General features: G+C 66.2%; 16 protein-coding genes. 5 read left to right on the top strand and 11 right to left on the bottom strand.

The genetic code is table 11. The annotated features are described in order from the left end of the window. Positions 1-27: 27 nt before the first annotated feature. The 5 genes from Q7W51_01570 to Q7W51_01550 all read right to left on the bottom strand — a co-directional run bounded on the left by Q7W51_01570 (position 28) and on the right by Q7W51_01550 (position 6,978). Positions 28-2,034, bottom strand: coding sequence for a hypothetical protein (locus tag Q7W51_01570; GenBank protein ID MDO8847064.1), 2,007 nt, complete (start codon positions 2,032-2,034; stop codon positions 28-30). 37 nt (positions 2,035-2,071) lie between these two features. Beyond that, positions 2,072-3,739, bottom strand: coding sequence for a hypothetical protein (locus tag Q7W51_01565; protein MDO8847063.1), 1,668 nt, complete (start codon positions 3,737-3,739; stop codon positions 2,072-2,074). Between the two features lie 137 nt (positions 3,740-3,876). Further along, positions 3,877-4,596: a PHP-associated domain-containing protein gene (locus Q7W51_01560; protein ID MDO8847062.1), complete on the bottom strand. Its 720-nt coding sequence runs from the start codon at positions 4,594-4,596 to the stop codon at positions 3,877-3,879. A 4-nt stretch (positions 4,597-4,600) separates the two neighbouring features. Further along, on the bottom strand, positions 4,601-5,422 hold the full coding sequence (pheA, locus tag Q7W51_01555; GenBank protein MDO8847061.1) for a prephenate dehydratase: 822 nt from the start codon (positions 5,420-5,422) through the stop codon (positions 4,601-4,603). Then, positions 5,419-6,978 (bottom strand): GGDEF domain-containing protein, encoded by a 1,560-nt coding sequence (locus Q7W51_01550; protein MDO8847060.1) that lies wholly within the window; start codon positions 6,976-6,978, stop codon positions 5,419-5,421. Before Q7W51_01550 ends, pheA begins: the two co-directional genes overlap by 4 nt. A 101-nt stretch (positions 6,979-7,079) precedes the next feature. Here Q7W51_01550 and larB point away from each other — a divergent pair, with 101 nt between their 5' ends. Together larB and larC are read left to right on the top strand one after the other, a co-directional pair. After that, on the top strand, positions 7,080-7,841 hold the full coding sequence (gene larB, locus Q7W51_01545) for a nickel pincer cofactor biosynthesis protein LarB (GenBank protein MDO8847059.1): 762 nt from the start codon (positions 7,080-7,082) through the stop codon (positions 7,839-7,841). Continuing rightward, positions 7,838-9,055, top strand: coding sequence for a nickel pincer cofactor biosynthesis protein LarC (gene larC, locus Q7W51_01540; protein ID MDO8847058.1), 1,218 nt, complete (start codon positions 7,838-7,840; stop codon positions 9,053-9,055). The genes larB and larC overlap by 4 nt, the downstream gene beginning before the upstream one ends. Here the strand turns inward: larC and Q7W51_01535 are convergent. After that, positions 9,004-9,861: an A/G-specific adenine glycosylase gene (locus tag Q7W51_01535; GenBank protein MDO8847057.1), complete on the bottom strand. Its 858-nt coding sequence runs from the start codon at positions 9,859-9,861 to the stop codon at positions 9,004-9,006. The genes larC and Q7W51_01535 overlap by 52 nt on opposite strands. A 153-nt stretch (positions 9,862-10,014) precedes the next feature. Here Q7W51_01535 and Q7W51_01530 point away from each other — a divergent pair, with 153 nt between their 5' ends. Both Q7W51_01530 and Q7W51_01525 read left to right on the top strand, forming a co-directional pair. Then, on the top strand, positions 10,015-10,788 hold the full coding sequence (locus Q7W51_01530) for an ABC transporter ATP-binding protein (protein MDO8847056.1): 774 nt from the start codon (positions 10,015-10,017) through the stop codon (positions 10,786-10,788). Next, positions 10,770-12,041, top strand: a complete 1,272-nt coding sequence (locus Q7W51_01525; protein ID MDO8847055.1) for a SufD family Fe-S cluster assembly protein — start codon at positions 10,770-10,772, stop codon at positions 12,039-12,041. The genes Q7W51_01530 and Q7W51_01525 overlap by 19 nt, the downstream gene beginning before the upstream one ends. Before the next feature lie 71 nt (positions 12,042-12,112). Here Q7W51_01525 and Q7W51_01520 read toward each other — a convergent pair whose 3' ends face one another. Together Q7W51_01520 and Q7W51_01515 are read right to left on the bottom strand one after the other, a co-directional pair. After that, positions 12,113-12,934, bottom strand: a complete 822-nt coding sequence (locus Q7W51_01520) for a hypothetical protein (protein MDO8847054.1) — start codon at positions 12,932-12,934, stop codon at positions 12,113-12,115. 78 nt (positions 12,935-13,012) lie between these two features. Beyond that, the gene (locus tag Q7W51_01515; protein MDO8847053.1) at positions 13,013-13,345 is read right to left on the bottom strand and encodes a hypothetical protein; all 333 of its coding nucleotides are present in this window, start codon (positions 13,343-13,345) and stop codon (positions 13,013-13,015) included. A 252-nt stretch (positions 13,346-13,597) separates the two neighbouring features. Between Q7W51_01515 and Q7W51_01510 the strand changes: the two genes are divergently transcribed. Next, a complete protein-coding gene (locus Q7W51_01510) occupies positions 13,598-13,756 on the top strand; it encodes a hypothetical protein (protein MDO8847052.1) in 159 nt (52 codons plus the stop codon). A gap of 103 nt (positions 13,757-13,859) precedes the next feature. On the opposite strand, the gene Q7W51_01505 is transcribed toward Q7W51_01510, so the two are convergent. From Q7W51_01505 to Q7W51_01495, 3 genes are all read right to left on the bottom strand, one after another. Further along, positions 13,860-14,072, bottom strand: a complete 213-nt coding sequence (locus Q7W51_01505) for a hypothetical protein (GenBank protein MDO8847051.1) — start codon at positions 14,070-14,072, stop codon at positions 13,860-13,862. Between the two features lie 75 nt (positions 14,073-14,147). Continuing rightward, a complete protein-coding gene (locus Q7W51_01500; protein MDO8847050.1) occupies positions 14,148-15,545 on the bottom strand; it encodes a coproporphyrinogen III oxidase family protein in 1,398 nt (465 codons plus the stop codon). A gap of 109 nt (positions 15,546-15,654) precedes the next feature. After that, on the bottom strand, positions 15,655-16,194 hold the full coding sequence (locus Q7W51_01495) for a hypothetical protein (GenBank protein MDO8847049.1): 540 nt from the start codon (positions 16,192-16,194) through the stop codon (positions 15,655-15,657). Positions 16,195-16,215 lie beyond the last annotated feature (21 nt).

The following is a 16,215-nucleotide window of genomic DNA, read 5'->3' as shown; positions in this document are numbered from 1 at the left end:
AGCTCCCCTCGAGCTCGCTGCCTCGGCCTAGAACGAGCCGCCCACCCAGAACGCTGGCCCTTCGAAGCGGTACACGTCAGGCCACGTTGCGATCACCATGTCGGCTTCCTGCGCAGAGGCCGTGTAGAAGTGGCTCCCGTTGCGCACGTTGTAGAAGCGGTAGACCGGCGACATGCCCGCACCCGCGATCGGAGAGACGGAGTACGTCGGCCCGTCATAGGTGAAGATGTGCGACCAGGTGGCAATCACGTGATTCGCTTCATCGAGTGACGCCGTGTAGAAGTGGCTCTTGCTCGCCCGGTTGTAGAAGCGATAGAGCGGCTGCAGGTTGAGCGCGGGATTCGTGGTGTACGCGATCCCCTCGTAGCGGAAGATCGCGGGCCACGTGGCGAGCACCATGTTCTTCTCCTGCAGCGAGTCGGTGAAGAAGTGCGTGTTGTTGGTGACGTTGAAGAAGCGGAAAACCGAGAACTTCGGGTAGATCGTGAAGTCCACGTTGTACGTGTTGCCGGCCCAGACGTCGATCGGTGACGCCTCTGGCCACGACTCGACGTCGTTGTACCACCCAGCCTCATACAGGGCTCCAGGAAGGAAGTTGACGTAGACGCGTCCCGAGTCAACAGTGAGCGTATACCTGCCGTCGGCGCCGGACACCACGAACTCCGAGGCCGGTGAAGCATCACCCCACGCGTCTAGGTAGTGCGCCTGCACCTCAACACCCGCCATCGGAAGACCCGTCTGCGCGTTGCGGCAGATGCCCGTGATCGTCGCGCGGGTGGAGTACACGAAGGCCGACCCGGGAATCGACACGAGCGGCGGACCCGCATTGCCGCTTGTGGGAGCCCCTACAACCGTGGTGCCGTTGTCCATGTCCACCGAGCGACCGAACAGCGCCACCGCAGGGCTCGTACCGCTCATGCTGATCTTCTGGCTCATGCCCCAGTCGCCGCTGGTCCTGGTGTAGTAGTAGCCGGCGCCCAGATGCGAGTCGTCCCAGAACGCACCCACCAACGCGAGACGGTCCCCGTCCAGCGCCACGCCCGTGCCGAAGTAGTCGCCATCGGGCGAGTTGGTGCCGGGGTTCGCGAGCGTCTGGCTGTGTGCCCAACTCGTGAGCCCGCGCGCGTACATGTACGCACGTCCGGTGTTATCGTCGCCGGCGCCCGCATCCCAGTTCGGCGCGCCAATCAGCGCGGTGTACCCCGAGCCGGACATGTCGATGGGCGATCCGAAGAAGGCGCCTGCCTTGGGGTCGGGGGCATACAGACGCTGCTGGTACGACCATGCGGCGCCGGTACGCGTGAAGACCATGAAGCTGCCGGCGTCCACAAGGGGCCCCACCGGATTGTCGCGGCCGGTGGCGCTCGCGAGAATCGTGTCACCGGCGATCGCGACAGACCAGCCCAGCGCGTCGCCAGCCGAGCCGTTGAGCGTGCCCTGGTTGATCCATGATGCGCCGTTCCACCGGTACGGCCACGCCGACCCGGCGGTGCCGTCTAGCGGCGCCCCCACCACGAGGGTGTCCCCGTCGATGGCAACCGCCTCGCCGTAGCGCTCGTCAGCGGCGATCGTCTCGCCGGACAGTTGCACGGGGGTGCCGAAGGTCGTGCCGTTCCAGGTGTACACGAAGGCCACGCCCACCGGACCGCCTCCGGTCCAGTGGTGCGGAGCACCCACCACGAGGCGGTTGCCGTCCATCGCCACGCACTTGCCGAACTCGTCGCCGTCGGAGACTCCGGCTGCATAGAGCGTCTCAACCCACGACCAGGTCGTCCCTGTTCGCTTGTACACGTAGACAGCGCCCTGGTCGTTGCTCAGGTCCGGCGAGCCCACCGCCATAAGGTTCCCGGAGATCGCCACCGAGGTGGCGTAGCCGTCGAGGCTCGGCGTGATGCCCGAAAACACCCGCGCCTGCTGTATCGCGAACGGCGCAGCGCTCGCCGCCGCTGACGGCACCGCAACCGGCGCCATCGTGGCAAGCATCAGCGCCCCGATCACGATTGCCGCAATTCGAGTTGTCCAGCGCCTCTTCATCGTCGGCTCCTCTCGCGCAGGCTGTGCGCCCGTCCCCTTACTGCCCGATCCAGAACGCCGGGCCCTCGTAGCTGTAGATCGTTGGCCAGGTGGCGATCACCATGTCGGCCTCTTCCGCGCTTGACGTGTAGAAGTGGCTGCCGTTTGTGAGGTTGAAGAACCGGTAGACCGGAACGCTGTTGGGGACCGGCGCCGGGTTCACGGCGTAGGTCTGGCCGTCAAGGGTGAAGATGTGCGGCCAGGTGGCCAGGATGTGGTTCGCCTCGTCGAGCGACGCAGTATAGAAGTGGCTCGCGCTCACACGGTTGTAGAAGCGGTAGAGGGGCTGCGTGTTGTTAGCGGGGTTGGTGTAATAGCAGATGCCCTCGTAGCGGAAAACCTTCGGGTAGTTCAGGATGACCGAGTTCGCCTCGTCGAGCGACGAGGTGAAGAAGTGCGTGTTGTTGGTGAAGTTGTAGAAGCGGTAGACGGGGGCGAGCGTCACGGGCGGCGTGGGAGTGCTGAAGAAGTACGCCTTGCCGGTGGCCGAGGCCCCCCACTCAGCGCCGGCCGTCACCACACCGGGACCGACGGCGCATGCGCCGAGCCTGTCAGAGAGCGCTCCGTCGGCAGCGTAGAGCGTCTTGAGGTACGTCCAGGTCGACCCGCTCCGGGTGAATACGTACACGGCGCCGGCATCCTGAACCGAACCGCCGTCCGCGTACTGAGCGTCGATCACTGCCGTATCGCCGTAGAGGTCCACGGTGTAACCGAAGTAGCTTCCCGGTGTGTAATCCGGTTGGAGCAGCGTCTGCTGGAGCGTCCAACCAGAGGCAGTGTCCACATACATGTTCGCCGCTCCTGGACCGCCAAACGCACCAACCAGGAGTGTCGCACCGTCGAGCGCGATATCCCGCCCTACGTAGTGATACGTCACGGGCGTCGCAGCCTGGATGTGCTCGTCAAACGACCACGTTCCGCCCGAGCGCGCATACGTGTAGACGCGTCCAGCGAAGGCCTCCCCATTCGGGTCGGCATACGGTGCCCCGACCGCGATCCGGTCACCGGAAAGCGCCACCGAGTGACCGAAGCTGTCATCCGCGAGCCCCGGGGCGGTCGTTCCGGCGGCGGTGAGCTTCTGCGTCTGCGTCCACGTCGAGCCGGAGCGGGTGAAGACGTACGCAGCCCCTCTGTTGTCACCCTCGGTCGTTTCGGCCGCAGCCGCACCGATCACGACCGTGTCGCCTTGGAGTGACACCGAGTGGCCGAAAAAGTCATAGGTTCCCGCGTCGGTGGCGACCAGCTTCTGCTGGAGCGACCACGTAGAGCCGGAACGCACGTACACGTACGCGGCTCCCGCTGAGAGAAGCGCGCTGTGCTCGTGCTGAGGGGCGCCGATGACGAGGGTGTCGCCGTCGATGTCCACCGCAAACCCGAACATGTCCGACGCCGACCCCTCGGTGTGCGTGATGGTCTGCTGCTTTGTCCAGGTGTCGCCGGACCGGACGTACACGTACGCCGCCTGCGGCGCCCAGTACGAGCCCACGATGGCTGTCGTTCCCGACACCGCCGTACTGATGCCGTAGTGCGAGGTACCGGCCTCGGTGACTTTCTGCTCGATCGAGTAGGGTTCTGTCGCCGACACCCCTGGGACGATCACCAGTCCTGAGAGAAGGATGATTGCCGACACCGTTGCAGCGAGTCCGCGCAACCGGTTCCGTGACATGTTTGCCCCCTATACGCCGCGGTGCAGCGACCGCGGAGCAGGGATGAACCTCGCGCCGCCGCCGGCTGCTCACGACCGTTCCCCAGGTACGGTCATCCCATACAGGGAGTGTGTTCCCGCGAGCGGCGCGGCGTCAACTATCCGGGCGACTCAACCGACCTGGCCACGCGGAGGGCAGATGCGAGGCCCTCGAAGGACAGCTCGGACATCTCGAGGGTCGCCGTCCGGCGCCCCATCTCCTCGAGCGAGTGCGAATCCGAGGAAGCGATGTGCGCGATTGCGAGTCCGTCGCGGAAGTGGCGTCGGCTCGCATCCTCGATGAGCTCGATCGCAGAGACGTACTCGCACTCGGCCAGGTGATGCACGAGCTCGGAGTCGATGAAGCGATACTCGCCGAAGGGGCGGTCCACGTGCCCCACGTGGCAGAGGCCGCCGACCTTGGTCACCAGCCGCGCCACCTCCCGCGGGTCACGATCGACGGCGAAGTACGGGAGCTCGTCGAGCGGCGCCACCGGCGCCCGCAGACCCAGCTCGGCGAGCAACGCGTCGAAGCGCCGGGCAGCATCCTCCGGCGGGAAGAGCGCGACGAGGTGCGTCTCCTCGCCCTCATGCCGGATGCGCAGCTCGGCGCCGGGCAGCACGAGAAGCGTGCGTCCGGTCTCGGCTGTCACCTCGGCGGCCGCCGCCACCACACGGGCGCCGTACGCGAGGCTCCAGTGGTCGGCGATGCCCCAGACGTCGATGCCCGCCTCGAGCGCGCGCTCGACGATCTGCCGCGGTGTCGTGGTGATGTCGCCACGGTAGTCGCTCGGAATCAGCGGTGTGTGGTTGTGGAGATCTACGACGTAGCGCGTCATGGGCCTACTGCGCGACGGGGTAGCTGCCGAGGACCTTCACTTCGCGCAGCTTCAGGCGCAGGCAGTCGAGGGCGAGGCGCACGTGCGGGTCATCCACGTGTCCCTCGAGGTCCACGAAGAACATGTAGTCGCCGAGCTGGCGCTTGGTGGGCCGGCTCTGGATCTTCGTGAGGTTGATGTCGCCGTAGGCGAACTCGGACAGGATCATCAGCAGCGCGCCCGGCTTGTCCTGCTTCATGAACAGCGCGAGCGACGTCTTGTCGTGACCGGTGCGCGGCTGTAGGCCCCGGCCGAGCACCACGAAACGGGTCTGGTTGCCGGCGTAGTCCTGCACGCCCTCTTCAAGCACCTCGGCGCCGTAGATCTCCGCGGCGAGTGCCGGCCCTAGCGCGGCGACGCCCGGCGTGCCGGCCGCGGTCTGCACCGCCTCAGCGTTGCTGTTCGCAGCGGAGACCGGACGCCCGGGGAGGTTCCGCTCCAGCCATCGGCGGCACTGCCCGCCCGCCTGCGGGTGGGCGACCACCGAGGTGACGTCGGCGAGCTTCGTGCCGGGTGCCGCCACGAGGGCGAAGCGGATGTCGAGCACGAGTTCTTGCTGGATCTCGAGCGACGAGTCGAAGACGAGCGCGTCGAGCGTGGCCACGACCGAGCCCTCGATCGAGTTCTCGATCGGCACCACGCCCACATCGGCCTTGCCGCGCTCCACGGCCTCGAAGACCTCACCGATGGTCACGCATGGCAGCGGCGCCACGTCGGCCAGGCCGAGGGAGAGCGCCGCCATCTCGCTGAACGTACCTGCTGGTCCGAGGAATGCGACGGTCGTCATTCGGCGGCCTCCTCGAGCGGGTCTGCAGCTGGCATCCTCCGCAGGCGCAGCCGAGGCGCGCGCACGCGGTCCTTGCCGGTCTCCTTGGCGTGGTAGACAGCGTCGTCGGCCGAGCGGAGCAGCGACTCCTTGTCGGCGGCGTGCACCGGGTAGCTCGACAGGCCGATACTCACCGTGAGGTGGATCGAGTGACCGCCCTCGGCATCCGGGAAGCGGTGCATCGCGATGGTCTCGCGAATCTTCTCGGCCACGATGAAGGCGCCCGAAGCGTCGGTCTCGGGCAGGATGATCGTGAACTCCTCGCCGCCGTAGCGGGCCACGATGTCCACCTCGCGGACGGTGCTCTTCAGCACGAGTCCGACCTCGCTCAGAACGAGGTCGCCCACGAGATGACCGTAGGTGTCGTTGATGCGCTTGAAGTCGTCGATGTCGAGCATGAGAAGCGACAGCCGCTTGCTGTAACGGTCGGCCCGCCCCATCTCGTCATCCAGACGCTGCTGCAGAAAGCGGTAGTTGTACAGGTCGGTGAGCTCGTCGGTGATGGCCAGGCGCTTGGTGAGCCGGTACAGCCGCGAGTTCTCCACTGCCACGACGAGCTCCGATGCCACGGCCTGGAGAACGATCCGGTCGTCAGACGACAGACCGTCTATGGCCGCCGAGTCCGCACAGAAGACGACGACCGTTTGATTGTGGTCCACCAGTTCCATGCAGGAGAGCGCACCGTCGGGAGAGCCCACGGGCAGCGCCCCCGCGAGCTCGAGACCCGAGTACGACCGGGAGGCGGCGGCGGCAACGCTGCTCGTGGAGAAGATGGTCTCCTGCTTGGCCTTGTCGATGACGTAAAGCGACCCGGCCGGGATGTTGATGACCTTCTCGAGGATGTCGAGGAGTACCGGTCCTACCGACTCGACCTCGAGTGTGGAGTGGATGCGTTCGGTGATCTCCGTGACCGCGCGCAACTCGGCCACACTGCGCTCGAGCCTCTCGTTGAGGTTGACGACCTCGGAGCGCTGTGACTCGACCTGGGCCTGCCGCTGCTCCTGTCCCCGGAGTGCAAGCGACACGGCCACGCCCACGCCCATCAGGGCGCCGGCGTTCACCAGAACGAACACGGCCTCGATGGGATCGGCCAGCAGGCCGCCGAAGAGGTGTCCGAACAGGTACGACGCCGTCAGCACGCCACCGAGGACCCACGCCCGGCGTCGCCGCAACATGAGACCGAACACGGTGGCCTCGGCCACGTACCACGCGAAGAAGGGGTCCCGATACTGCGACGTGGCTGCGACCAGGAGCGCGAGTCCCACTCCGTCGATGACCGCGGATACCGTGAGCATCGTCACGTGGTTGCTGGTGGGCCTCATGAAGCAGTGGACGATCCAGATGATCGACCACGTTGCGTACAGCGTGACTCCCACGCTGAGGGCCGCGGAATGCGTGAACTCGCCCGCGCCCATCGGGATGTGGAACGCGAGCATCAGCACAAGCACAACCGCGCGACCGGCCACGAGGACTCTCGTCGCCAGATCCATCCGTTCAAGGGACTTCGGAAGGTTCACTCCGGACTACCCCCACCTGTTGCGTGTCTGAACAGTGTATAACCTTCACGATGGATTGTCGTACGGAACGCCTTCGGCGGATGCTTGACCAGGAGGGCCAGATGGATCCGAATACCATGAGGGAGCTGCTGGAATCGGTCGCCCGTGGAGAGTCGAGCGCCGATGACGCGCTCGCGCGTCTCGAGCACCTCCCATTCGCCGACATCGGCGAGGCGAAGATCGACCATCATCGCGCGCTCAGGTGCGGCTTTGCCGAAGTGGTGCTGTGCGAGGGCAAGTCAGCGTCGCAGGTGCGCTCCATCGCCCGCGAGATCCTCGAGCATGGAGAGGTGTTCCTCGGCACGCGCGCAAGCGCCGCGCACTTCCAGAAAGTGGCGCAGGTGGCCTCCGACGCCCGTTACTTCGAGGAGTCGCGGATCCTGCTCGTGGACCGCCGCGCCGAGCGCCCGGCGCTCGGCCACATCGTGGTCGCCACCGGCGGCACGGCCGACCAGCATGTGGCCGAGGAGGCGGCGATCTCGGCCGAGGTCATGGGCAACCGCGTGACCCGCCTCTACGACGTGGGTGTGGCGGGCGTTCACCGGCTGCTCGCCCATGAGGAGCTGCTGCGCGACGCCAAGGCGATCATCGCGGTTGCAGGCATGGAGGGCGCGCTGCCTTCGCTCATCACCGGGCTCGTCTGCTGCCCGGTCATCGCTGTCCCCACCTCGGTGGGCTACGGGGCGAACCTCGGCGGCATTGCGGCGCTGCTCGGCATGCTCAACGCCTGCGCCTCGGGTATGGCGGTCGTGAATATCGACAACGGCTTCGGCGCGGCGGCCATGGCAAGCCGCATCAACCAGATGGTGGCGCAGGAGGGGTGATCGCGTACCTCGACTGCTCCACGGGCGTCTCGGGCGACAAGCTGCTCGGCGCGCTCGTCGATGCCGGGTTCGACCCGGCGATCCTCGGCGATGCGCTCCAGACGCTCGGCCTCGGCACCGTGCGCGTGTCCGCGCACGAATGCAGCTCGCACGACATCAGCGGCATCGGCATCCACGTTGAGGAGCCCGCCGCGCCCCGCCGCAACTCACTCGAGCTGACTGACCTCATCGCCGCAGCCGAGTTCCCCGCACAGGTGGCCGACGGCGCGCTCCACGCGCTCGGCATCCTCGCAGGCGCCGAGGCGCGGGTGCATGGTGTGGAGCCCCAGGACGTCCACTTCCACGAGATCGGGGCAGCCGACACCATCGCCGACATCCTCGGCGTGTCGCTCGCGCTCTATCACCTGGGAGTGCTCGACCTCGTCGCTTCGCCGGTAGCAGTGGGCAGCGGCACGGTGATGACCGAGCACGGCGAGCTGCCGGTGCCTGCGCCCGCCACAGCGCTCCTGCTACGCGGCATGCCCGTCGTGCCGGGCACCGCACCCGGGGAGCTCACCACCCCCACCGGAGCGGCGCTGCTCGCCACGTTCGCCACAGGCTTCGGCGTCCTTCCGCCGATGACGCTCCGCCGCGTGGGCATCGGGTGCGGAACGCGCGACTTCGGAACTCCCAACATCTGCCGCCTGCTCCTCGGCGAGCCACTGCCGCCTGCGTCGGATGCCGAGGACGTTGTCGTGCTCGAGACCAACATCGACCACCTCACGCCCGAGGAGCTCGCCGTGGCCTCGGAGCGGCTGCGGCAAGCAGGCGCGCTCGACGTCTGGCAGACGCCCATCGTGATGAAGAAGGGGCGGGCGGCCTCGCTGCTCTCGGCCCTTGCGCCCGCGGCCGATGCAGCGCGTCTCGCCGACCGGGTGATCGCCGAGACCGGTACGCTCGGCGTGCGCCTGATGCCGGCTGCTCGTCGGCTCGTGGAGCGCGATGTGGCCGAGGTCGAGACCTCGCTCGGCACCGCGCGGTTCAAGACCGCGTATCTTCCCGACGGGACGCGCGCACTCCGGGTGGAAAGCGACGACGCAGCGCGCATCGCTGCGAGCCACAACCTGCCCGTGGACGAGGCAGCGCGCATCCTCGAACGCGATGCCGCACGCATCACCGGCGTTCAGCCGATGCGCCAGCGGCCGTCCTCGGAGACGACGAAGCCCTCCGACTGAAGCGCCGCAAGTGCGGCCGAAACGCGCTCCGGGTCGAAGCGGACGATCCCGGCGAGCACGTCGGCGGCGAGCCCGTGGGACCCGGCCGCACTCCCGGCGTCTTCGGCAAGCGCCACGAGCAGCCGCCCGCGCAGCTGGCGGTTCGACCCCTCGAAGCGACCCTGCTGGACGTGATGGCGGCTGCGGCGCGAGGGATTGGGCAGCGTCGCCTTGAGGTGCGTGCCGTAGTCCATGAGCGCCCAGAACCACTCGCGCGCGCCCTCGGCAGGAAGGGTCGCCTCTACGAGCGGCAGGATCGCGGCGTCCGGCACGTCCTCGGCATCGCCGAAGAACTCGTGCAGGAAGACGCTGCGGATGTTCGTCTCGATGAACGGAACGCCGACATCGAACGCGAACGCGAGGACCTGAGCGGCCGTGGCATGACCGATGCCGGGGAGCGCGGTGAGGCCGTCGAGCGTGTCCGGCACACGACCGCCGTTCTCCGCGAGGATCACCTCGGCTGCTCGCTTGAGGTTGAGTGCGCGCCGGTTGTAGCCGAGGCCGCGCCAGACACGCAGCAGCTCATCGAGCGGCGCCGTGGCCAGCGCCTCGACCGTGGGGAACGTCTCGAGGAACTCTGCGTACTTGGGAACGACGCGGCTCACCTGCGTCTGCTGGAGCATGACTTCCGAGACGAGCACCGCGTACGGGTCGTTGGTCCGGCGCCAGGGCAGATCGCGCCCCTGATCGCGATAGTGTTCCGACACACGACGTCCGAACAACGCGAGAGCGGCGGCGGCGGGCGAGTCCGCTCCCCTGCGTTCCATCACTCGCCTCCCTCGGCTCGACCGGTGTTGGTTGGGTTATACCCCCTAGGGGTATAACGTTGGGCGCATACTGCTACAGTTGTGCCGCATCTCATCCCCGCTAAACGGTAGTATGACCTGTCAGACCCCACGACCAGTGAACCGAGGTGACCGATGGCCTCAGAGCAGCCCGTACCCCTGCTGCAGATCGAAGACCTGCACGTCTCCGTTGGCGACCGTGAGATCTTGCGCGGCGTCGATCTCACCATCAATGAGGGCGAGACCCACGTCCTGCTCGGCCCCAACGGCGGCGGCAAGTCGACCTTGCTCAATACGATCGTCGGCATGCCTGGCTACCAGGTGACCAAAGGCCGCGTCCTCTTCAAGGGCGTGGACCTTGCGGACCTCGAGATAGACGAACGCGCCCGAATGGGTATCGGCATCGCGTTCCAGCGTCCACCAGCGGTCCGCGGCGTGAAGCTGCGCCAGCTCATCGAAGTAGCGGCGCGCGGGGAGCTCACAGACGACACGGTCGCCGCCCTCGACGAGGATCTCAATCTCGGCCACATGCTCGAGCGCGACGTGAACATGGGCTTCTCCGGCGGCGAGGCAAAGCGTTCCGAGATGGCCCAGCTGCTCGCTCAGATGCCCGAGCTCGCGCTGTTCGACGAGCCCGAAAGCGGCGTTGACCTCGACAACATCGCGGTCGTCGGCGCCGCCATGAACGCGCTGCTCAAGGGCGAGGAGCGCATATCCGAGCGCACCCGCGCCGGCCTTATCATCACCCATACCGGCCACATCCTGGAGTTCGTGAACGCCGACGTGGCGCACGTCCTCTACAGCGGCCGGCTCGCCTGCAAGGGCAACCCGCTCGACTTGATCGAAGAGATATCCAGCCACGGTTACGACGCCTGTGTGGAGTGCAAACTATGCCAGAGCTTCAGCTAAGCCCCAGCGCGACAGCGCGCCTCGAGGAGATCCGTCTCACGGCGGAGTCGGCTATCGACAAGCCGGCCGCACTCGGCCCCGACGTGGACATCACACGCTTCAAGACCGTCTCGGAGCAGCAGAAGATCGACTCGCTCGAGTCGCTGCAGAAGCAGGTCAAGGAGACCGTCATCCACTCGGGCTTCATGGCCGACGAGTCCGACCGCTCCGCCAGCTACTTTCAGATGGACCGCACCCCCATCTACGAGCGCGTCCAGAAGGCATTCGATGACGCCATCGAGATCACGAGCACCGAGGAGGCCCTCAAGCTGTGGCCCGAGGAGATGCTCGAGAAGTACTGGTGGCGCGCGGTCATGCCCGACAAGGACAAGTACACCGCACTCGTGGCGCTTCACCAGACCGAGGGCTACTTCATCCGCGTGAAGGCCGGCCGCAAGGTGGAGAAGCCGATCCAGGCGTGCCTCTTCGTGTCCGAGAGCAACGTCAGCCAGAACGTGCACAACGTCATAATCGTGGAGGACGGCGCCGAGGCGAACGTCATCACCGGGTGCAACGTGCACGTGGACGTGAAGGAGGGCCTGCACGCCGGCATCTCCGAGTTCTACGTGGGCAAGGGCGCCAAGCTCACCTTCACGATGGTGCACAACTGGGCCGCGGACTTCAGCGTGCGGCCCCGCACCGGCATCATCGTCGACGACGACGGCATCTACATCAACAACTACGTGCTGCTCACCCCGGTGAAGTCGATCCAGGCCTTCCCGGTGGCGAAGCTCGAGGGCAAGAACTCCACCGCTGTCTTCAACTCGATCGTCTATGGCCTCAAGGACTCGATCATCGACCTGGGCAGCGAGACCCAGCTCATCGGCGAGGGTTCGCGCAGCGAGGCGGTAGCGCGCACGGTCTCAATGGACCAGTCGGTCGTGTACTCTCGCGGCCGCCTCATCGGCCGCACGGACGACTGCAAGGCGCACCTCGACTGCCGCGGCATCGTCCAGTCGCCGAACTCCACGCAGTGGGCCATCCCGGACCTCGCGAGCGAGGGCGCACCCGGCGCGGAGCTCAGTCACGAGGCCGCGATCTCACCGATCGCCGCCGAGGAGATCTACTACCTCATGACGCGCGGCCTGCCGAAGGACGAAGCTGTCTCGATGATCACCCGCGGGTTCGTGAACATCGACATCCCGGGTCTGCCGGACGTGCTGCGCAAGCAGATCGACAAGGCTATCGAGGAGACGAGCAAGGAAGCGATGTAGACTCACTCGCATTTGGCGTGGGGGCGCCCCGCCGGGCGCCCCCACGTGTTTCAGGCGCTCGGTGCCGCGCGTCACATCCGAGGCGCGGCGATGCGCGCCAGTCGCTCCAGCTCCTCGGGCGTGATGGTGACGAACTCGTCACCCCCGGCATCCTGCAGGGTGTTGGCCCAGAGCGTCCCGCAGTCACCGCGGTTGCGGAATATCGCGGTGGACTCGTACACCATCCCGCCTTCGCCGACGTCGTCCAAGTACCGCGGTGCTTCGACCTCCAGGCCCTCGCTCAGCGCACGGGCATACTCCGCCTCAAGGGCCTCGACCATTGTGTCGTACTCGGCGCCGTCCACGACAGTGAAGATCGCGATGCGCGAACCACCCGCCTCGTAGGCGAACTGGTACCGGGCGTCCTTGTTCAGGTCGAGCGGAACCTGGACGACCTTGGTGTCGCCGCAGTCGGCGCATGCGTAGGTGAAGACCTGCGGCGGCAGCACCTCATGCGGCGTTTCCGCCGGCTCGGGAGGCGCGATATCCTCGATGGCGTCGGAGTCGCCGCCCGCAAGACCGGCCGTCAGATCGGTGCCGCGCTCGTAGAACGCCGTGACCGCGACCGTGATCGCACACGCCAGCGCCAGCGCAAGCAGTAGGAGTCCCATAGCCCACGGGTTCCGGTGACGCGCCTTGATCGCGCTCAGTTCCGAGGCGGACGTGCCACGGCTCGAAGCCTCCTGCAATTCGGCGCGCTCGTCGGCACGCTCGGTCTGCCGGGCATCGTCAACCAGCTCCCCATAGCCTTCGAGCGCATCGATGCGCTCCTCGAAGGCCGCCTGCTCCTCGGGCGTGTGCCCGGCCCGGTCCTCCGGTCGTGTCGATCTGCGTCCCGAACGCCGTGAACTCATGCGAACCCCCTCCCTGCGACATCTCCCTTTGGGAGTATGCCCCTTGGGCCACATGCGAGCACGTAGCTGAAGCAGCGCCTAGCGGAGCAGCCCCGCAATCATCGCACCGTGCACGCCGACCCAGATGGTGTTGAGCATCCAGATCGCCTTCTCGCGGTGGATCAGGCCGTATGCCGTCCACGTGATGGCCATCGCCAGGCCGATTCCGTAGGTGATACCCGAGAATCCGGCCGTGCGGTGCAGCGCCCAGACGTTGTACAGCTGCGGTGTCATCGCAAACGGGTAGGCGATGCCGATGAGGACGACGGCCCGGTTCACGTGCGGCTCGATCGCCGCCTCGGCGCGCTCCATGCGAGGCGCCAGCGCCTCGGCCGCCTGGCGAATGTGCCGTTCCGATCTCAGTGCACCCATCTCGGTCATCCTCTTGCCGTGCATTGCTCGTATGCATTCCACCTGACTATCGTACGCATACCGTTATGCAACAACCCTCCGCTGCCGTGCTGCCCCTGATTCGTTGCCGCGCCGTCACACGGGGACCGATATCACCCACGGCAACGCGCTTTGCCCGCTCGTCCGAAATGAACAAGCCACTGCTGGCCCACTGTGGAGTTGGCCTGAACGTTGCTTAACATGGCCGAACAAGCTGCTGAGGAGGTGCCCGCGATGGTCAAGAGAGAAACGTGCCCGATCTGCAAGGGCAACAAGGTCGTGGAGTCTGCGGCGGTTTCCGGCTCCAAGGACTGGCGCAAGTGCCACGCCTGCAACGGGGCGGGCTACCAGATCCGGGTCGTACACGGTATCGGGTGCTCAGTGCGCTACTGATTGCGGAACCGCTGGCTCGTACAAGTCGGACCTGCAAAGCATTCGATCGAGCCGGCTTCCGGAGGCGGCCCTTCCTCTCACGAGGGGGGCCGCTTCTTGTTACTCAGCCGAAGTGGATGTAGTACCGGCAGTGCATCTTCTGGGGGCAGTCCGACGGGACCTCGTCTTCGGTGTACGTCCATGTGTCGCCCTCGACGAAGCACGTGCACACGACCCGGTGCTGGCCCTGCTTCACGTGCGGGTCGTACTGGTCGTCGTAGTGCGGCTGCTCGCGCCAGTACAGGCACTTGCCGCGTATGGGCGAGAACTCGCTCATGCCGTCCGCCCCTCGATCACGTGGTCGGATCCGCGCGATGTTACGTCTACTTGTGAGGATTCCCCCGAACCCACGCTAGCAGACGGCGCGGCACTCCTCCATCGGAGCCTCGGGAGCGTCTATCGGAAGGCTGTATCCCTCAAGCGAGACCTCGAACTCCTCCGCCGTGGCCTGGCACGACATCTCAGCATCGTCGTTCAAGAGGAGCTTCTCCTCGGCAGGCAGCAGCTCGCGCGCGTGATCACGATGATCGTTCGATGCGGCGAGCGTCTCGCGCATCATCACGAGCAGCAGGTAGCGGCCGACCGGCGTGAGGGTGATCTCGGTGGGCGTGTCAGTGGCGATCCCTCCCGCCATCCGCATGAACGCAAGCTCGGCCCACAGGCCCCGCTCCACCGGCATGCCGAAATCGCGCTGAAAGCGCTCTTTGTCGAGCCGGAGGCCGAAGAAATCGGTCACGAACCGATAGCGCATCCGGGCCTTGCGGCTGTACGTTCGGCCCATGTTGGCGATCGGAGTCCGACCCTCATCGATGCGGGTGGAGTAGTCCGAGAGCGAGAACGTGTTGTTGTAGATGCGACCGCCCAGGAAAGACAGCGCGCCCGAGCCAAGACCCACGTACTCGTCGTAGTCGACGATGTACTCGTCGATCATGCCGCCCTTGTCCTTAGAGAACGTCCACGCCGACGCTGGCTCGAACTCCGGCGCCAATCCCTCGCACACGATGCGGTAATACTCGGTCTCACGCGTGAAATCGATGGACCCGATGGTGCGCGCGAGTTCGCGGCGGTTCTTCGGCGAGGCCATGAGCGGGTAGAAGGTGGTCTGGTTCGCGCCGGTGGCCTTGACCATCTCGATGTCGCGCTCGAGGATCGCACGGCTCTGGCTCGGGAAGTTGAAGATCATGTCCACGTTGAGCGAGTGGAACTTGCCGGCTGCGAACTGCACGCGCTCGAACACCTTTTCGCCGCAGCCGTACTTGTCGTAACGCGCCATCTGGTTGAGCAGGGTGTCGTCGAAGCTCTGCACGCCAACGCTGAAGCGGTCCACGCGGTCCTTGAGCGCCTCGATTGTCGCCTCGGTGATGTGGTTGGGGCTCGTCTCGGCGGAAACCTCACGGATCGACGGGAACAACCGCCGCGCGAGGTCGATCGTCTCACACAGCTCGTCGATCAGAATGGTCGGCGTGCCTCCGCCGATATAGAGCGTCGCGAAGTTGTAGCCGAGGTCGGCCGAGCGCTCGAGCTCGGTACGCAGCGACTTGAAGTACGTGCGTGCCCGGTCTTCGCCGTACAGGAACCGGTTGAACGAACAGTACGGGCACAGGCGCTCGCAGAACGGCACGTGCAGATACAGGGTGTACTGCTTGCCGGGCGACGGAGCCGGAAGCTGTGTCACATCAGCGGGCTGCTGGCCGAGGTAGCTTCGATTGAGTATGCGCAGCGCACCAGTGACGATGCGTTCGGAGAGCATGAATAGCACGTCCTAACCGGATCATGGGGACAGGTCGTCCCTTTGGGAGTGTACGACGCGAAGGCCGCTTTCCCTGCCCGAGGCGGTTACAGGCAGGCAACGGATGAGGCTAGAGCCTACCCTCGACGATCTCGGCCAGCTGCCGCAGCTGCTCGACGCTCAGGACCGTCTCGCCGTTCGTGTCGAAATACGTGTCCAGCACGACAGCGATGTCGCCCTTTCGAAAGCCGAAGATATAGACGGTCGACGAGGTGTCCGGGTTGGGGCCGATGAACGACTCATCGCCCACCGGTGGTGTGACCGATTCGGCCACGGTGTAGCCGTCCGTGAGCCATGCATCCCAGGTCTCGGGACCCTCGACGACGAGCATCGTCACCAGCTGTCCGTCGGCGGTCGCGATGTTCACGTCCCCGCCGGCGCCGACAGCCGGATCGTACGGCACGACTTCCAAACCGGTGAGCCCGGAGATCGCTTCAACGTCGGCGGGCATGAGCAGCGCCGAGGCATCCACCGCGCCGTCCGCCGCATTTGGTGCGCCTGTGTCGACCGCATCGTCGGTCGCGGTCGTGTCGTCAGCGACACCGTCGCAGCCGAAGGCCGTCACGGCGATTGCGAGAACGAGTGTTGCGAGAAGTACCCGGCGAATCACAGTGGAGCTCCTTTCGCCCGC

The sequence above is a fragment of the Coriobacteriia bacterium genome (assembly GCA_030652115.1).
In the GTDB taxonomy this organism is placed as follows: Bacteria; Actinomycetota; Coriobacteriia; order Anaerosomatales; family Anaerosomataceae; genus UBA6100.
This window is presented reverse-complemented; position numbering and strand designations above follow the sequence as displayed.